This is a genomic window from Sorangium sp. So ce1504, assembly GCF_051521635.1.
Lineage (GTDB): Bacteria > Myxococcota_A > Polyangia > Polyangiales > Polyangiaceae > Sorangium > Sorangium cellulosum_B.
The window spans coordinates 3720192-3737697 of record NZ_CP150365.1 but is presented as its reverse complement, the minus strand read 5'-3'; the positions used below and the strand labels follow the sequence as shown (position 1 = coordinate 3737697).

At 69.9% G+C, this 17506-nt stretch carries 9 protein-coding genes; 5 read left to right on the top strand and 4 right to left on the bottom strand.

The window, feature by feature from the left end; all coding sequences use genetic code 11:
- Positions 1-91: 91 nt before the first annotated feature.
- The gene (locus tag WMF39_RS14260) at positions 92-1501 is read left to right on the top strand and encodes a hypothetical protein (protein WP_437746046.1); all 1410 of its coding nucleotides are present in this window, start codon (positions 92-94) and stop codon (positions 1499-1501) included.
- A gap of 59 nt (positions 1502-1560) precedes the next feature.
- Here the strand turns inward: WMF39_RS14260 and WMF39_RS14255 are convergent, their stop codons facing one another.
- Entirely contained in the window at positions 1561-2421 is an 861-nt protein-coding gene (locus WMF39_RS14255) for an SDR family NAD(P)-dependent oxidoreductase (protein WP_437746045.1), read from the bottom strand.
- A 339-nt stretch (positions 2422-2760) separates the two neighbouring features.
- On the opposite strand from WMF39_RS14255, the gene WMF39_RS14250 reads away from it, so the two are divergent.
- Positions 2761-5673 (top strand): type VI secretion system Vgr family protein, encoded by a 2913-nt coding sequence (locus WMF39_RS14250; protein ID WP_437746044.1) that lies wholly within the window; start codon positions 2761-2763, stop codon positions 5671-5673.
- A gap of 200 nt (positions 5674-5873) precedes the next feature.
- On the opposite strand, the gene WMF39_RS14245 is transcribed toward WMF39_RS14250, so the two are convergent.
- The gene (locus WMF39_RS14245) at positions 5874-7661 is read right to left on the bottom strand and encodes a hypothetical protein (RefSeq protein WP_437746043.1); all 1788 of its coding nucleotides are present in this window, start codon (positions 7659-7661) and stop codon (positions 5874-5876) included.
- A gap of 129 nt (positions 7662-7790) precedes the next feature.
- Here WMF39_RS14245 and WMF39_RS14240 point away from each other — a divergent pair, with 129 nt between their 5' ends.
- From WMF39_RS14240 to WMF39_RS14230, 3 genes are read left to right on the top strand one after another with little or no spacing between them, the layout of a single operon-like run.
- Complete coding sequence (locus WMF39_RS14240) at positions 7791-9728, top strand: pentapeptide repeat-containing protein (protein ID WP_437746042.1); 1938 nt, start codon at positions 7791-7793, stop codon at positions 9726-9728.
- Complete coding sequence (locus WMF39_RS14235) at positions 9725-10600, top strand: DUF3540 domain-containing protein (RefSeq protein ID WP_437746041.1); 876 nt, start codon at positions 9725-9727, stop codon at positions 10598-10600. The genes WMF39_RS14240 and WMF39_RS14235 overlap by 4 nt, the downstream gene beginning before the upstream one ends.
- Positions 10601-10628: 28 nt before the next feature.
- Positions 10629-11039: a PAAR-like domain-containing protein gene (locus WMF39_RS14230; RefSeq protein ID WP_437290455.1), complete on the top strand. Its 411-nt coding sequence runs from the start codon at positions 10629-10631 to the stop codon at positions 11037-11039.
- A 132-nt stretch (positions 11040-11171) separates the two neighbouring features.
- Here the strand turns inward: WMF39_RS14230 and WMF39_RS14225 are convergent, their stop codons facing one another.
- Both WMF39_RS14225 and WMF39_RS14220 read right to left on the bottom strand, forming a co-directional pair.
- Positions 11172-15074, bottom strand: coding sequence for a DUF2169 domain-containing protein (locus WMF39_RS14225; protein ID WP_437746040.1), 3903 nt, complete (start codon positions 15072-15074; stop codon positions 11172-11174).
- A gap of 103 nt (positions 15075-15177) precedes the next feature.
- A complete protein-coding gene (locus tag WMF39_RS14220) occupies positions 15178-17391 on the bottom strand; it encodes a glycoside hydrolase family 3 N-terminal domain-containing protein (RefSeq protein ID WP_437746039.1) in 2214 nt (737 codons plus the stop codon).
- Positions 17392-17506: the final 115 nt, after the last annotated feature.

The window sequence follows — 17506 nt, the reverse complement described above, 5'->3', positions numbered from 1 at the left end:
AAACGTTCATGGACTCTCTTACTTGCCCACGAAGGCATACAAACCACTTTTGGATTCGCAGTATGACGCGAAGACACCGAAAGGTCTTACCATGACGACACATCTCACCACGCTCTTGGTGCTCGTTGGAGCGACGGTCCCGCTCGGCGTGGCCGCGCTCGCCTGCAACTCAGCCGATCGGGGCGAGGGGGCAGAGCACGTCGCCTCCGCCGAGGACGAACTGCCCCGCCGCGCGCGATTCAGCAACTTCGACGCCACCATAGAACGAAATACGCGCAACTTGCTCCAGCGGGGACAGGAGATCTTCCGATTCGACACCTTCGGCGACGAGGAGTTCTGGGGCGGCGAGCTCCGGTTGCACCAGAGCATCGCCAACGTGACGCCGGCTCAGGCGCTGGGGCTCGGGCTGAAGGTGGACGCGGACGCGCTCCCGTCGCGGCTCCGAGAAAAGATCGCGCGCGGCCGGGTCAACCTCGACGATCCCGCCGTCACGCTGAGCCTCTTGCAGCTCGATGCGATCCTCGGGGTGACGGGCTTCTTCGACGACAGCGGCAACCTGATCTCTATCGGGCTCCAGTGCGCGCTCTGTCATTCCACGGTCAACGACTCCGTGCGTCCAGGCATCGGCACGCGCCTCGACGGCTGGGCCAACCGGGACCTGGACGTCGGCGCCATCATCGCTACGGCCCCGACGGTCCAGCCGATCGTCGACCTGCTGCCGAAGGTGCCCGAGGGCATCAACGAGGAAGGCGTGAGGAGAGTTCTGCGCAGCTGGGGGCCGGGCAAGTACGACGCCCAGTTGCTCCTCGACGGGAAGGCGTTCCGGCCTGACGGAAAGACCGCCGCGACCTTGCTCCCCAACGCGTTCGATGTGGGCGGAGTCAACGAGCACACCTGGACGGGCAACTGGGGCTCGGTGCCCTATTGGAACGCGTACGTCGCCGTGACCCAGCTCCATGGGAAGGGTAATTTCTTCGATCCCAGGCTCAACGATAAAGACAAGTACCCGAACGCCGCGGCCACCGGGATCTGGAATGTGATCGTGGATCCGAAGAAAGATCTCGTCACGTCGAAGCTCCCGGCGCTGCACTTCTATCAACTCGCGCTCCCGGCGCCGAAGCCGGAGCCCGGGCTCGATTTCGACAGGGAGGCCGCCGAGCGCGGCGCGAAGCTGTTCACCGGCGACGCGAAGTGCACCGACTGCCACAACAAGCCGCTCTGGACCGACGCTGGCTGGAACCTGCACACACCCGACGAGATGGGAATTGACGCCTTCCAGGCGAACCGCGCGCCCGGCAACTCGTACAAGACGATGAACCTGGCCGCCCTCTTCGTCCGAGAGCTAGGGCTGTTCATGAAGCCGAAGAACAAGGGTCGCTTCTACCACGATGGCCGCTTCGAGACGCTGCTGGACGTCGTGCGCAGCTATAACGAGCGCTTCGATCTGAGGCTCGACTCCAGCCAGAAGCGTGACCTCGTGGAATACCTGAAGTCGCTCTAGTCGGACAGGCCGGGGCGGGTCGGCCTCGGCGGTGCGCGCCTCGAACGGCTGCACATCGTCTATCCCCCGTCCACCCCGTACAGTGCGTGCAGCGCCCGCGTGGCCTCGTCCGCGACGACGTTCACCGGGTCGACCAGCGCCGCGTCCGCGCCGAACGTCGTGCGCAGCGGCCGTTGCCCGTGCGGCATCTCCAGCAGCCTGAGCAGCACGTCCGCGAGCTCTTCCGGGGATGGTCCCTTCATGGTCTTGACCATCTCGAGCGTGGCGCGCGCCACGCCGCCGAGCGCCCCGTACTCGGCGGCCCGCGCCGTGTCGTCGTCCAGCCACATGTTGTCGAAGATCTTCGTCTGGACCATTCCCGGCTCCAGGATCACGACGTCGATCCCGAAGGACGCGAGCTCGCGCTTGTAGCCCTCGGCCATCATCTCCATCGCAGCCTTGGCCGCGCAGTAGAGCACCGTGGTCGGTAGGACGACGCGCCCGGCCACGCTGGACGTGAAGGCGAGCACCCCGGTCTTTCGTCGGCGCATGTGCGGCAGCACGGCGCGACAGACGCGCTGCGTCCCGAAGACGTGCGTCTCGAAGAGCCGCCGCAGCTGATCGACGCTGCTGCACTCGGCCAGCCCCATCACACAGCCGCCCGCGTTGTTCAGGAGCACATCGATCTTCCCCGTCTTCTCCACCACCATCGCGACCGCCGCGGCCACGGAGGCGTCGTCCGTCACGTCGAGCGCGACCGCCTCGATGGGGATCCCCGCGGTCGCCAGGCCAGCCACCTCGTCGCGCGCCGCTCGGTTCCTGCCGTTGGGATCGCGCATGCCCGCGAAGGCCACATACCCGTTCCTCGCGAGCGTCTCCGCCACGCTCCGGCCGATCCCCGTGCTCGCGCCCGTCACCAGCGCCACCCGCTTCGCCGTCATCGGTCCTTCCCTCCTCGGGCGCCGAGGCCTCACCCGGCGCGCTGCCCCATCGACGGTAACACACGACCCGGTGAAAATTGAAATTCAGGCCGGCGGCGTGAGCTAACATCCATAAAGGATTGAAATTCAAACCGGATGCGCCTGCGGTCGCCGCCGACACGCCCTGCGCCACGGCGAACCCGGCGCAGAGCAGGTCCTATGGTCGGGACGACGAGCCGATGCTGAGGGGCTTCCGCGAGCTGTGTCGCGCGGCGACGCGGCGGTGCTCCGCTGCACGAACAGCTTGAAAGCGAGCTCGCCGGCGGGCGATGGTAGCGTCTCTTCACCCGAGGGACGCTCATGAAGGACATCCTCTCTGCTCGCCTGGAATCGCGTGCTTTCTCGGCCGACGCGGTCGAGCTCCACGACCTCACCGGGCGCGAGGTCATCTCGCAGCCGTTCGAGTTCCAGCTCCACGTCGTGTGCAAGAGCCCCGAGGGGCTCGACGAGGAGGCGCTCCTCGCCGAGCCCGCCGCGCTCGTGTTCCTGAGGGGCGACCGCGAGGAGCGGCGCCTCTTCGGCGTCATCTCCGTCGTGCGCGACGCGCTCCACACCGAGACGCTGCACATGGCGTACACGCTCACCTTCGTGCCCCGCGCCTTCCGGCTGACGCTCACGGAGACGTCGGAGATCTTCATGGATCTCTCGGTCCCGGAGATCATCAAGAAGAAGCTCGAGCGGGCCGGTCTCCACGAGGGCGACGACTTCGAGCTCCGCCTGGTCTCGACGTACCCGCCGCGCGAGTACGTCGTGCAGTACAAGGAGACCGACCTCCAGTTCGTCTCGCGCCTCGCCGAGCACCTCGGCATCTCGTTCTTCTTCGAGCACCGCGACGGCCGCGACGTCGTGGTCTTCTCCGACACGAACAGCGGCTTTCAGCCGGTCGCCGGCGACGGGCGCGCGCACTTCTACCCGCGCGGCGATCGCATCGGCGTCCACCGCCTGGAGGGCACGACGCGCACCGTCCCGAGCCGGTACGTGGTGAAGGACTACAATTACCGGACGCCGCACGTGCCGCTCATGGCGGCCGCGACCGTCTCGGAGGCGTCCGGCGGCGACATCGTCGAGTACGGCGCTCATTTCAAGACCCCCGATGAGGGCGAGCGCATCGCGGTCCTCCGCGCGGAGGAGCTGCGCGCCGGCCGCAGGGTGTTCGAGGGCGCCAGCGACGTGCAGGCCCTCGGCGCCGGCGCGAAGCTCACGCTCGAGGGACACCCGCGCGGCGACATCGAGTTGCTGCTCGTCGAGGTGCGCCACCGGCTCCAGCAGGCGACGCTCAACGCGGGCACGGGCGAGGAGCGCGCCTACGAGAACGACTTCCGCGCGATCCCCTATGCGACCACGTACCGCCCGCCGCGCGTGACGCCGAAGCCGAAGGTGCACGGCGTCATCACCGGCGTCATCGACGCCGCGGAGAAGGGCCAGTACGCCGAGGTCGACGAGAGCGGCCGCTACCGCGTGCGCTTTCTGTTCGACGCCGGCGGCGCCGAGGACGGCAAGGCATCGAGGCTCATCCGCATGGCCCAGCCCCATACCGGAGCGGGCTACGGGTTCCACTTCCCGCTCCGCAGCGGGGTGGAGGTGATCCTGACGTTCATCGACGGCGATCCGGACCGGCCGATCATCGCCGGCGCCGTGCCGAACCCGCAGACTCCCAGCACCGTCGACGCGAAGAACGCGCGCAGGAACGTCATCCGGACCGGCGGCGGGAACGAGATCAACATCGACGACAACGAAGGCGAGGAGCGGATCAAGCTCTCCACGCCGTACGGCGGGGCGACGCTCCAGCTTGGAGCGCCGAACACGCCGGAATCGGGCGCTGCCATGACGACCACGGAGGCTTATAGTGCGGTCGCCATTGGTGGCATCAACACCGCGACGAGCGTGATGAATTCCGTGGCCAGCACGATGTCCTGCTTTGCCGCGACCGATATCACGAACTTCGCTGGAGTTTCCAATACGCTGAGCAAGCTCGATAAAGTCGAGAAGCTCACAGAGAGCTATCTCGCGACCGCCAAATCGGCGCTCGACATCCCCAAGAAGTACGACGCCTGGCAACAGGCAAAGCTGGATGAGCGAACGGTGATCGCGGAAGAGGCGGCAAAGAGGATCGAGCAGGAGGCGATCCTGTCCGGTCCCCCGTTTCCGTCACCCCCTCCGATGGTCCGGGGCTCGGATGGGTTCGATCGCCCTATGACGCTAGAAGAATGGAACGAAAACGTTGCGGCCTCGTATCAAGGTGTCGCTGAAGCAAGGTCAGCGGCCCAGGAAGCAAAAAAGGCAGCGGAGGCCAGGAAGAAGGAGAGCGAAGCCAACGACACCAATGTGGCGCTAAAGGGGGTCGGTGCTGCGGTCGAGGGTGCCACCAGCATCCATGGAGCTCTCAAAGCGGGACGCCCTCTCTACAGCAAAGTGTCCAAGCTCATGAAAGACGCCGGGGACAAATCGGCTGCCGCAGTAGCCGGCCTGATGGCCGCCGCAGCGAACGTGGCAGCGTCCCCGGGGCGTATTTCAAGCCCAGGGATGGCCATCGCCTCGCCAAGCTGCATCAACGCCGCCGTGACGACATCCGCAGTCATCGGACAGGTGAATGCATTCGTGGGCGGCGGCGCGAACGCCGCGCTCGCGTCAGAGGGCACAGCCGTTGTCGCAGGACTCGCAGCCGCGGTTCTCAAGTCTCCGATTGCCGTTGAGATGGCGAGCAACGCCAAGGCGCTCATCACATCGGCGTTCGTAGACATTCTTGCACACAACACAACATCGATAAGATCGACATCGAAATTTTCCATCACCACAAGAGACTTCATAACCCACGCGATGGGCACACTGAAGACTCATGTTGCAGGAAGCACCGAATTCGACTCCGGCGGCTCAATCAGCCTCGACTCAAGAAGCAGTGTAAATATCCAGTCAGGAAGCAACATGGATATCAAGGCAAAATCCGGGCTTAGCGGCAGCGCAGCAAAAGTTTCATTCAAAGGCAGGAGCAGAGCAGCGATCGAGGTTGGGTCCTGGGGCGCAAGCATAGGCAAAGAGAAAGCGAGCATCGGCGGACCTGGCTCCAATTGCGCGCTCAGCGGTGACTCTGCCATCCTGAAATGTGGCTCAACGGTAACATGCAACAAGAGCAGTGTAACGGTGAAGGCGTCGACAGTTGAACTGAAGGGCAGCGGGCTGGTTCGTCTGAACGGTGCGCGAATCGATCTCGGATGAGCAGAGCTCACGTCTCTCGCAAACGGTTGCTCCGCGATGGAGGCGCAGGGCGGAGAAACCCCGTCCAAAGTAGCGCACCTCGACGCTCAGCCTTGCCCAGCACGCGTCAATTACGCAGCGACCGTGAATTGGTCAGTGGCAGGCCTCGGCGCAGCGAAGCCGGATGAAGTGCTGTTCGAGCTTGACCGAGCATCACGAGCTCACCCCCGCGCTCGGAACAAGAACAACCACAAATAGAACAACAGCATTACAGTCAGAAGCACCGCGCCGTACACACACCCAATCTTATCCCGACGATCCCTCTCCTCCTTTGCCGACCTTACCACATCTTCTGCCCTGCGCAGACTCAATGCGCGAAGCTCCTCTATCTGCGCGATGCGCGCCGCCGTGTCCACATCCATTTTCCCCCCGCCTGCTCCGGGCTCCTCTTTGCTGGCGAAGAGCAGCTTACCTTCTGGATCGAACTTCCAAGCGAACCCTATGACGCCGAACAGCCAGAATGACCCATCAGGACATACAGCAATACTCATCGTCAGCTGGGGCAGTGCGTCCCGGTAAGAGTGCAGCACGACACTCTGCTTGCCCGTAGCGTCAACCCGCAGGAGCTGGCTGTGGCGGAGCACATAGGCGTTACCGTGGAGATCGACACCCATGACGCGATTCTCCCCGCGCAGAGCCTCATCCGGGAGCTCCACGCAGTAGACCTTCCGCCCTTCGGCGTCAAAGCGCGCCAGCATTCCACACGTTGAGTCGTGAAGCATGTAGAGCGAACCGTCCGGGCCGCAATGGATAGCATCGACAGATCCATCCATCTTCAGCGGACGGTCGGTTGGCCGATGCCAGTCCCAGCCAGAGTCCTCGCCGTCGTCGATCCGTGGAGCACCTTCCGGCCATACGGGAAGCTCGGCTCCACTCGACGCCATGCGCCGGATCCTGTCGTACTTAAGCAGCAGCAGCGAACCATCGCGATCGCAGGTCAGACGGGCTTCACGCGGTAGGTGGAGAAGAATATTGGTCCCAGGCGCTGGCGCCGTGACGTCTGAGGGCTCGACGGGCATGCCCGTCGCCGATGAAAGCCAGAGCGGAGACGAGCTCTCCGCGTCAATCAATAGGAGTCTGTCCCCGACGCAGAACATGAAACGCACCGCGCCCGAGCGATCGCGCCGGATCCAGCGAATGTTCAACGAGTTGTCGAGCGACCACAAAGCATATTCTATCTTCGACGCCGGCTCCCTATTCTCATCTAGAAAGCCGTACAACTTGCTAGTTGCACAATATAGGTTTCCCTCCGCGTCGACGATCGCATCCGGCAGATCCATTTCCCAGTCAAACAGCCCCGCGGATGCGGCTTGCGCGTCGAGTGTACGCTCTGTGATTGACGAATGGAAACAGAGGTACCAGGGCGCCAAAACTCGCCGTTGCCCGCGATACACAAATTCATCAGGCACGTGCACGCTCGCGGTACAGAACCGGCACGTATACACTCGATTCACGCCATCGAATGCGGTGGGTGAGCCGCACTGCGGGCACGGAAACGTCGCCACCTCGGCCTGAGGTGAATGGACGACCGCGATCGGGTCAGGGCCCTCGCCAACCAGATGTGTGATGTTGGGGAGCGCACCCACGAGCTCCGCAGGCACTGCCCGCACCCACGTCTGCTTGGCGCAGCGATTACAGCGGAGCGTCGCCTGCCCTCGCACTTCCTGCACGCTCGCGATGGGAATCTCCTCGTCGCAGCCCTGGCAAGAGGGGCTGCGTCGCGTGTAGGCGACCGCGAGCTTGCCTGCCGAGCTACGACGATCCTCGTTCACGAGCAATCCTGGGCCGCGGTAGAGCGGCTCGCGGAACAACGCTTGCCAGAGCTCGCCTTCAATTACGTTCGGCCTTCCACAGCTCTGGCACCCCACCTCCCTGGCCAGCGTGTTGACCGGCATCGGCATCCGGCACGTGCCGCACTCCGTCTCGACCCTCACCGCAACGCTGATCATCGCTCTCCCCACCTCCCCCGCTCCCGCGCCCCTGCCACGGCCCCTCCCGGACAACTCCGACGAACCCCTGCCAGCGCGCACGCTACCTCAGTGACACCCCCCGCGCGATGGCCTAGCCTCGCCCGAACCATGCCCGCGGAGCGCAACCACGGCTCACCCCCGACGCCTGCCGAGCTCTTGCAGAAGAGCCAGCGCGGCGAGCTCGCCGGCAGCCGCATCTCGGGCGCCGTCGCCCCCGGCATCGATCTCCGCGGCGCCGATCTCTCGAAGGCCCTCTGGCAGGACGTCGATCTGCGCGGCGCCACCCTCGCCGGCGCCACGCTCTCCGGCGCCATCTTCCGCAACGTGAACCTCGAGGGCGCCGACCTCATCGACGCCGACCTCACCGGCGCCCTCCTCGGCGGCCCTCCCGGCGAGGCCTGCCGCCTCGCGGGCGCCGATCTCCGCGACGCTGTCCTCACCGGCGCTTCCCTCCACCAGGTCGACCTCACCGGCGCCAAGCTCTCCGGCGCCCTGCTCGAGCGAGCCGATCTCCGCGCCACGCGCCTCCACAAGGCCGAGCTCCTCGACGCGGTCCTCTCCGGCGCGCGCCTCCAGCGCTGCGACGCCCAGGGCGCCCGCCTCGACCGCGCCGCCGTCGACGGCGCCGATCTCTCCTCCGCCGACCTCACCGGCGCCTCGCTCCGCGACGTCGATCTCCGCGCCGCCGTCACGACAGGCCTCCTCCTCGGCGGCGCCGATCTCCTGCGCGCCGCCGCCACCGGACTCGACTTCTCCGCCTCGAGCCCCCCGGCGTCCCTCGCGGGCGCCGAGCTCCACGCCTCCCGGCTCACCGCGATCGATCTCCGCCGCACCGCCCTCGAGGGCGCGCGCCTCGTCCAGTGCGACCTCGCCCGGGCCGACCTCTCCGGCGCGAGCTGCGACGGGCTCGTCCTCGACGGCTCCTCGCTCCGGGGCGCCCAGCTCCAGCGCTGGCGGGCCCGCGGCGCCTCGCTCGCCGGGGCGGACCTCACCGGCGCCTCCCTCGACGGCGCCGATCTCCGCAACGCCAACCTCGCCGGCGCCACCTTCGACGAGGCGTCTCTCGCCGGCGCGAAGCTCGAGGGCTGCTCGCTCGAGGGCGTCCGCCTCGCGGGCGTCGACCTGCGCGGCCTCGACCTCGCCGGCGTGTCCCTCGGCAAGGCGGCTCTCCGCGGCCTCTCGTGGGCCGGCGTGAACCTCTCCGGCGCCGATCTCGCCGAGGCCGACCTGCGCGGCGCCTCCCTCGCGGGCGCCGACCTCTCGGACGCCGACCTCTCCGGCGCCTGCCTCGCCGGCGCGAAGCTCGGCGGCGCCACCTTCCGCGGGGCGCAGCTCGCCGACGTCGACCTCACCGAGGCCGATCTCTCCGACGCGGATCTCTCGGAAGCCGCCCTGTCCACCGCCGTCATCGCCGGGGCCGACCTCCGCCGGACACGGCTCTTCGCGGCCGACCTCTCCGGCGCCGATCTCCGCGCCATGCAGCTCGCCGGCGCGGTGATCGAACAATCGCTCCTCTGCGACGCGAACGGCGAGGGCGCCGATCTCCGCGGCTGCGTCCTGACGAATGCCACGCTGTCGGGCGCGAACCTCCGCGGCGCCAACCTCACCTCGGTGGAGGCCTCTCAGGTCAACCTCGAAGGCGCCGATCTGAAGGGCGCGAAGCTCGCGGGCCTGCGCGCCCCCGCCGCGAACCTCAGGAGGGCGATCCTCGACGGCGCCGATCTCTCCCGCGCCGACCTCTCCGACGCCGCGCTCAACGACGCCGTGCTGCGCCGCGCCCACCTGCGCGAGGCCAGCCTCGGCGCGGCGAGGCTCCCCGGCGCGGACCTGCGCGACGCGGTGATGGCGAACGCCGATCTCTCGCTGGCCGATCTCTCGCACGCGCGCCTCGAGCGCGCTCACCTCGTGAACGCCAACCTCGAGGGCGCCGACCTGCACCGGGCCAGGCTCGATGACGCCGAGCTGCTCGGGGCGCGCACCCGCAACATGAAGAACACCGACCCTGACCGCGCGCGCGCGGAAGATTTCCGGACGGAGCCCCGATGAACGCGAACGACGCTGTCGCCCTGGAACACGAGCCCTCCCCGGGCGGCGTGCTCGAGGCCACCCTCGTCGACCTGGAAGACGCCGCGCGCGCCGTCGTGCGCCTCGTCCGGCCCGGCGCCCCCGGCGTCGAGGGCGCCACGGCGCGCGCGCGGCTCGCCGTGCCCGGCTACCAGGCCACCCCCGGCGACCGGGTGCTCGTCTCGAAACACGCAACCACATCAGATTTTTACATCGTTGGCATCCTCCTCGCCGCCCGAGGGCCCGTGATCCACACGGCCGAGGGGGCCACGGCGTCGGCCGAGGGGAGCACGATCGCGATCCGGGACGCGTCGGGCGCTGTCGCCGTCACGTACGACGCCGCGACGGGCGCGGCGCGCGTCGCCGCCCCCGCGGGGGACCTGACGCTCGCGGCGCCGCGAGGGAAGGTCGTCGTGGAGGCGGCCACGGACGTGGAGCTCCGCGCGCGGCGCGATGTCCGGCACCGGGCGGGGCGGCGCGTGGCGAGCGAGGTCGGCGAGGGCGGCGAGCCGGCGCTCGTGATCGAGCGGGCGGCCGTGCGCGTGTCCGCGGCGGCGGTCGACGTCACCTCCGAGAGGGCGTCGCTCCACGCGACCGAGGCGACCGTGCTCGCCGAGCGGATCGCCACGACCGCCGCGCAGATCGCCGCCACCGCCGGCCGGATGGAGATCCAGGCCGAGCGGCTGATCGAGCGGGCAAGGGACGCTTACCGCGACGTCGACGGGCTGCTCCAGACCCGGGCGAGGCGCGCGCGCTCGCTCATCCGCGAGGCGTATCAGCTCGTCAGCGAGCGGACATCGATGGTCTCGAAGAAGGAGACATCGATCGACGGCGAGCGCGTGCTGCTCGGATGAGCCAGCGTGGAAGTGGAGGGATCTTGAGATGAAGATGCCCGCAGCGACGAAGGCCGGCGGCATGTGCTTCGCCATGCCGGACGTGTGCAAGGTGCCAGCGCCGCCGGCGCCCCCCGTGCCGACGCCGTTCCCGAACATCGGGACGCTGAACGGCTGCGAGTCGACCGTCTCCAAGGTGCTCGTCCAGAAGAAGGAGACCGTGACCGAGGCATCGAAGATGCCGAGCAGCAAGGGCGATGAGGCCGGCACGCTCGGCGGGATGGTCTCGAACGTGAACCGAGGGCAGGTGACCTTCAAGCGCGCGAGCTCGAAGGTCTACGCCAAGGGGAAGAAGATCGTCTATCACACCGCGATGTCGGCCCATAACGGCTCGAACGCGAACATGCCCGCTGGCGCCCACGTCGCGCCTTCGCAGGTGAAGGTGTTCGTGGCGGTGTGATCCGCGGCGCGCCGCGGAGGAGCCCACCCGCGAGCGGGTCCTCGGTGAGGTCGCGCCGCCCGGCGGTCTCGAGGCGGACGGCGGGGCGCAGCGGGGAGAGGCGCAGAAGGAGGTTCAGCATGGCTGTTCGGCTCATCGCTCCTCCAGCTTGGTCCCTGCCGTGAATGCCTCCGCGATGTGGAGTTCGGCCGTGCGCGCCTTCCAGGTCTCCGCCTGATACAGGTTGGCGCCGCGCAGGTCGGCCCCCTCGAGATCGGCGCTGTCGAAGGCGGCGCGCATCAGGTTCGCCTGGCGCAGGCGCGCGCCGCGGAGCCGCGCCTTGCGGAAGCGGGCGTCGACAAGGTCGGCGCCCTCGAAGGTGGCCCGGTCGAGCGTCGCCCGGGTGAAGCTCGCCTCCGGGAGCGCCGCGCCCGCGAAGACGCCCTCGGTGAGGTCGGCGCCCTCCCACACGGAACCCGGGCCCCGCGCGCGACGGAACGACCCGTTCCGGAGGACCACGTCGTCGGCGCGGAGGTCGGCGAGCGAGGCCCCGTCCAGGGTGACGCGCGCCCCGGTAGCACCGTAAATTTTCACATCATCGAGCGTCGCGTCGCGGAAGCTCGCCTCGTCGAGGGCGGCCTGCATCATCTCGGCGCCGGTGAGGTCCGCGCGATCGAAGCAGGCCCTCGTGAGCGTGGCCCCCGCGAAGCTGGCGCCGGGCGCCCGCGCCCCCTCGAAGACGGCGCCCTCGCAGCGCGCCTCCGCCGCGGCCGCGAGCTCCAGGACGGCGCCGGCGAAGCGCGCGGCCTTGACGTTCGCGCCGGTGAGGTCGGCCCGGGTGAGATCGGCTCCCTCGAAGCGCGCGCCCTCGGCGTCGGCCTCCGCGAGCACGGCCTCGACGAGCCGCGCGCCGTCCATGCGGGCGCCCCGGAGGTTCGCCCGCTTCAGGATGACGCCGCCCAGGTCGGCCCCGGCGAGGTCCGCGCCGGACAGGTCGATGCCGGTCAGGTCCATGCCGGCGAGCGGCTCGCCTAGGCGAAGGAGCTCGAGGATGGCGTCGCGGCCGGCGGTCGGCGGCGCCGCCACGGGATCGCTGGGAGCAGCCTCTTCTCGCGGGGGGACGCCGCCTTCCGCCTGCGCCGGCGCTGCGGCAGCCGCCGCCGCGGCGGCCCCCGCCGCCGCCGCGCCGCTCCCGGCCGCCGTGCGCCGCCGCGCGCGCGCCTGGGCGAGCGCCTCGGCGATGCGCGCCTCGAGGGCCGATTCGCCCTCCTCGGCCGCGGTGTCGTTCGCCGCCCCCTCCTCGCCTGCCGCCGGCGCCTCGGCCGCCTCGCGCGCCGCGAGCTCCGCGAAGAAGCGCGCCCGCGCGTCGCGCTTCGCCGCCGGCTCGCGCTTCGCCCCGCCCTGCGCCATCGGCTCGCTCAGGACGAACAGCGACGCGATCTCGGAAGCGTCCTCGTCGGCCACGTCGAGCAGGCCCCGCCAGACCAGCACGAGCCGGAGCGCGTCGGCGTCGAACCACACGGTGTCGAGCCGCATCGGGACCTCGGAGAACCCGCCGCCGGCCTCCTCCGTCGCCTGCTTGAACACGCGGACCCGCAGCTCGGGCAGCCGCCCCTGGACGACCTCGCCCTCCGGGCGCACGGACCAGAGCTCGAACGGCTCGTCCCCCCGGGGATAGGCGATCTGCTGCTCCGCGGGCGCGGCGTTGAAGAAGGTCCAGTCGAAGTCGTCGGGAAAGAACGGCCAGCGCGTCTTCCTCCAGCGCTCGCCGTAGGACCCGATCTTCTCGAGGCGATCGCTCCACGTCGCCGCGATCGGCGCGAAGCACGCCGGAGAGGGCCTGTCGCCCGCCGAGCGGATCACCCGATCCGGCAGCTCGAGCGACGGGAGCGCGCCGCCTGCCCGCGCGCCGTACCCGGTCCCGACGGGGTTCGGGCCGAACCCGGCGCCGCCGAAGGCGCTCTCGAAGCGGAGCGGGATGGGGTCCCACGGCCCGGGCGCGGTGGGCGCGCCGAGCGCGTCCCAGCGGCGCGGGCCGATGGCCGCGACGGCGCGGTCGAGCGCGTCGCCGAGGCGCAGCCGGACGAGCGCCGCGGCGTCGCCGTCGCTGGCGCGGTGCGCGTGCCCGACCAGCAGGACGTCGGCTCTCGGCTTGAAGATCGCGAAATCGGACGGGTAGCGGAGGCTCTTCTCGGGGTCGTCGTCGACGTGGACGTCGCCGCCGGGGAGCTCCTGATCGGCCGCGATCGCCGCCGGCGCCCCGGGCACGAGGTCAAAGGTGCCCTTGACCACGACGGTGAGCGAGTCCCTCGGCGGCCGGGCCTGCCAGGGGATGGTGAAGGCGGCGAACGGGGTGAGGTTCAGGATCGGGACGTGCTCGGTGGTCCTCGCGGGCGGCGGCAGGTCGGGCGAGCCGGCGAGATCCTCGCTGGTCGGCTTCGACGGCTCCGGCTCGGGCAGCGGCAGCGTGGCCGTGGGCAGCGGCGCGCCGGCGTGCGCCGCGATGTGCGCGGCCATGGCGGGGAATGCCTGCCGGAGGGCCTCCAGCGAGACCTGGGCAGGGGCCCGCGCGGGCTCGGCCTGCTCCGCGGGCCGGGGCGGCGCGATCGGGAACGGCGCGTCCTCCTGGCGCGCGCCGCGCAGCACGTCCTGGAGATTGAACTCGCGCGTGTCCGCGAGCACCGGCGGCTGCCCGGACACCGGCGGCTGCCCGGACACCGGCGGCGCGCCCGCGCCTCCGGCCGCCTCCCCGGCGCCGGGACCCGCCTGCGAGGCCTCCGCGGCGACGGCGCCGGGCGGCGCCGGGTCGAACGCGCGGAGGGCCTCGGCGAAGGCAGCGGGGTCGAGGGGGCGCGTCTGCGTCAGGTCGAGCGACGGGCGCAATGCCTCCGCGCCCGCGCCGCGCGCGGCCCACTCCTCGGCGCTCATGCCGCGGGCAACCGACGGATCCGGCTCGGGAATCGGGAGCGACGGCCGCGCGCCCGCGGGCGGCCTCACGCCCTCCGGCAGCGGCGCCGTCGTCGCGCCGACCGGCGGCGCGGCCGCGGCCGCGGGCTCCGGCGCAGGCCACGCCGCGCGCTCGTCGAGGGGCGCCAGCGTCACCAGGATCCTGCCGCGCTCGACGGCCTCCAGGGCGCGCTCGGCGACGGCCAGGGACGCGCGCCACGTCAGGGTGCACCGGAGCGCGTCGGCGTCGATCCAGAGCGTGTCGCAGCGCACGGTGAGCTCGACGCCGGCGGGGTCGGCGAGCCGCGGCGCGCGGAGGAGCACGCGCGCCGTCACGCCGGGCAGGCGAGAGCGTACCTGGGCGGCCGTGGGGTGGAGGCCTTCGAGCAGGATCCACTCGTCCCCGCGCAGGTAGCGTATCTGCTGGTCGCGCGGGGCCGCGTTGAAGTAGCCCCAGTCCATGGCGATCGGGAGCTCCGGGACAGGCAGCAGGAGCTTCGCGGGATCCCACGCGGCGAGCGCGCGCCGCCGCTGCGGCCACGCGCTCGAGATGGGCCCGAAGCCGTCGGGGGCGTCGGGCGCAGCGGGGTTGACGATGCTCGGCAGCCGGACGTCGGCGGGATCGGCCCCCCTTCCGACAGGGTTCTCGGGGCAGCGCGCGCCGCCGAAGGCAAGCTCGTAGCGCACGGGCAGCCTGGAGAACGGGGCCGGCGCCGTCGCCTGGCCGGTCGCGGGATCGCGCTGCCGCTCGCCCACGACCTGGAGCCGCTTGTCGACCGCGGGCGCCTGCCCGTGCGCGTGCGCGTGGAAGACGGCGAGGCGCACCCACCGGTGGCTCACGCGCTGGCCGGGCGGGGCGTACGCGCTGCCGGTGAGCAGCACGTCGGCGCGGGGCTTGTGGGGCACGGCATCCGAGGCCACATAGAGGCTCCGGCCCGCGTTCTGCTCGTGGAAGACGTCGTCGAAGAGCGGCAGCGGCGCGGCCAGCGCGGCGACGCCGTCGGGCGAGAGCTGGAAGGTCGCCTTCACGGCGACGGTCACACAGGGTCCGTTCGCCGTTCGCCAGAGCAACGCCGACGCGGCCAGGGGGGACAGGGAGATGAGCTGCATGAACGGCCCGGCACCCTAGCCGAGAGCGCCGGCGGATGCGCCCCCCTCGGCGACGCGGGGCCGCTCCGCGCTTCGACCTGCGTGCGGTGAGGGGCAGTGATCCTCAGAAGATACGTTGAGCCAGCGGAACGCCAAGCACGGCGAAGCCGGCGCTGAGCAGGTCCTGCGGCCGGGACGACGAGCCGATGTGGACACGGAAATCCCCCGGCTCCACCACGCGGCGCCCCTCCGCGTCGACCAGGGACAGCTCCGCCACGGGCAGGTCGAAGCGCACCTTGCGCGCCTCCCCCGCGGCCAGGCTCACGCGGTGGAAGGCCTTCAGCTCCTTCTGCGCCCACGTGGACGACGTCACCAGATCTTCGATGTACAGCTGGGCGATCTCGACGCCATCGCGCCCGCCAGCGTTGGTGATCGTCACCTCGAACGACGCCGTGCCGCCTCGCTCCACGCTCGGCGTCAGGACCTTCAGATCGCCGTAGGTGAAGCGCGTGTAGCTCAGGCCGAAGCCGAAGGCGAACGCCGGCTCTTGCGTGAGGTCGGCGTAGCGATTCCCGTGCTGACCGCGGGCCTGGTTGTAGAATATCGGCTGCTGGCCCACGTGGTAGGGGAACGAGATCGTCAGCTTGCCAGAGGGGTTGATCGTCCCGAACACCGCCTCGGCCACGGCCCGCCCGCCCATCATCCCCGGATTGAACGCCTCGAGGATCGCCGCCGCGCCGAGCGCCGAGCGCGGCAGGACCAGCGGCTTGCTGTTGACGAGGACAACGACCGTGGGCACGCCGGTCCTGGCGATCGCGTCCGAGAGGGCCCTCTGTCCGCCCATGAGCTCGAGGGTCGCCGTGCTCTTCGTCTCGCCGATGAGCTCGATCCTGTCCCCCAGGACCAGCACCACCGCGTCTGCGCCCCGGGCCAGCTCGACCGCGGCAGGAATGCCCGACTCGTCCTCGCCGAGAACGGAGCAGCCCGCGGCATGGACCACCTCACACCCCGGAGGCGCGAGCTCCCGTATCCCATCCACGATCGTGACGATGCTCGAGCGGGGGTGCTGCGGCCCGTTGCCGCCGCTCATCTGGCCCGAGCCGAGCGACCAGTCGCCCAGCTGGGCGATCGTGTCGTCTGCGTTGGGGCCGATCACCGCGATCCGCCGCAAGGGCCTCGACGCCGCCGCCTCCGCGAGCGGCAGCAGGCCGTCGTTCTTGAGCAGCACGAGAGACGCCCGCGCGACCTCCAGGTTCAGGTCCCGGTGGGCCGCACACCCGATGATCTCCTGGATGCGCTGCTCGCTGCTGTACCCGGGGTCCTCGAAGAGCCCCAGGGAGAACTTGAGCGACAGGACGCGCCGCACGACCGCGTCGATCTCGGCCTCGGCGAGGAGCCCGCGGCGCACCGCCTCCTGGGCGCCCTCATAGAACTGCGGTGTCGCCATCATCAGGTCGTTTCCGCTCCGGACCGCCACCGTGGCCGCCTCGGCCATGTCCTTGCAGACCTTCTGATCGAGCACGAGATTGCCCACGTTGTTCCAGTCGGTCACGAGGATCCCCTCGAACCCCCACTCCTCCTTGAGGACCTCCGTCAGGAGCCAGCGGTTGGCGGTGGCCGGGATCCCGTCCATGGACTGATATCCAGTCATGAAGGCCATGCAGCCGCTCCTCGCGGCCCGCTCGAAGGGCGGCAGGAAATACGAGCGCAGGTAGCGCCGCGAGATGTTCGCCTCCGAGGCGTCACGGCCGCCCAGCGTCTCCGAGTACCCCGCGTAGTGCTTGGCGGTCGCCAGCACCGCGTCCGGATCGTCCAGGCCCTTGCCCTGATAGCCCTTGATCATCGCGCAGGCGAACTCGCCGATCAGATAGGGATCCTCGCCGAAGGTCTCCCCGACCCTGCCCCATCGGAGATCGCGTGTGAGGCACAGGACGGGAGAGAACGTCCACTTGAGTCCCGTGGCCCGCATCTCGGCGGCGGTCACCCGCGCGACCTGCTCCAGGAGCCCCGTATCCCAGCTGCAGGCCATGGCGAGCTGCGTGGGGAAGATCGTGGCGCCCGCCCAGAAGGAATGGCCATGGATCCCGTCGTCGGCCATCAGCACCGGAATGCCAAGGCGGGTGTCCAGCGCGCGCCGGATCGCCGTGTCAGCGTCCTTCCCGTTGCAGTGCAGGAGGCTGCCGACCTTCATCCGCCCGATCGCGTCCTCCAGATCTCCCTGGGCGTCGAGCTGCATGAGCTGCCCCACCTTCTCGTCCAGGGTCATCCGACTCAGGAGGTCTTCCACCCGCTTTCCCACGGGTTGCTTGGCATCTTTGTAGAGAGGAGCGTCGTTCATGGGTTCTCCTGCACGATGGGGAGCGCACGGCGACAAGTCCACCGTCGCGCTCGTCGCCTTCGTCGCGAGCGTGGCGGTGGGGAAATCCCCCCACCCCGCCGCCGAGCGCAGCGCG

What these genes read in the sequence shown, in the direction of transcription:
- WMF39_RS14260 (WP_437746046.1), top strand. Translation starts at nt 92, where the DNA reads ATGACGACACATCTCACCACGCTCTTGGTGCTCGTTGGAGCGACGGTC.
- WMF39_RS14255 (WP_437746045.1), bottom strand. Translation starts at nt 2,421, where the DNA reads ATGACGGCGAAGCGGGTGGCGCTGGTGACGGGCGCGAGCACGGGGATC.
- WMF39_RS14250 (WP_437746044.1), top strand. Translation starts at nt 2,761, where the DNA reads ATGAAGGACATCCTCTCTGCTCGCCTGGAATCGCGTGCTTTCTCGGCC.
- WMF39_RS14245 (WP_437746043.1), bottom strand. Translation starts at nt 7,661, where the DNA reads ATGATCAGCGTTGCGGTGAGGGTCGAGACGGAGTGCGGCACGTGCCGG.
- WMF39_RS14240 (WP_437746042.1), top strand. Translation starts at nt 7,791, where the DNA reads ATGCCCGCGGAGCGCAACCACGGCTCACCCCCGACGCCTGCCGAGCTC.
- WMF39_RS14235 (WP_437746041.1), top strand. Translation starts at nt 9,725, where the DNA reads ATGAACGCGAACGACGCTGTCGCCCTGGAACACGAGCCCTCCCCGGGC.
- WMF39_RS14230 (WP_437290455.1), top strand. Translation starts at nt 10,629, where the DNA reads ATGAAGATGCCCGCAGCGACGAAGGCCGGCGGCATGTGCTTCGCCATG.
- WMF39_RS14225 (WP_437746040.1), bottom strand. Translation starts at nt 15,074, where the DNA reads ATGCAGCTCATCTCCCTGTCCCCCCTGGCCGCGTCGGCGTTGCTCTGG.
- WMF39_RS14220 (WP_437746039.1), bottom strand. Translation starts at nt 17,391, where the DNA reads ATGAACGACGCTCCTCTCTACAAAGATGCCAAGCAACCCGTGGGAAAG.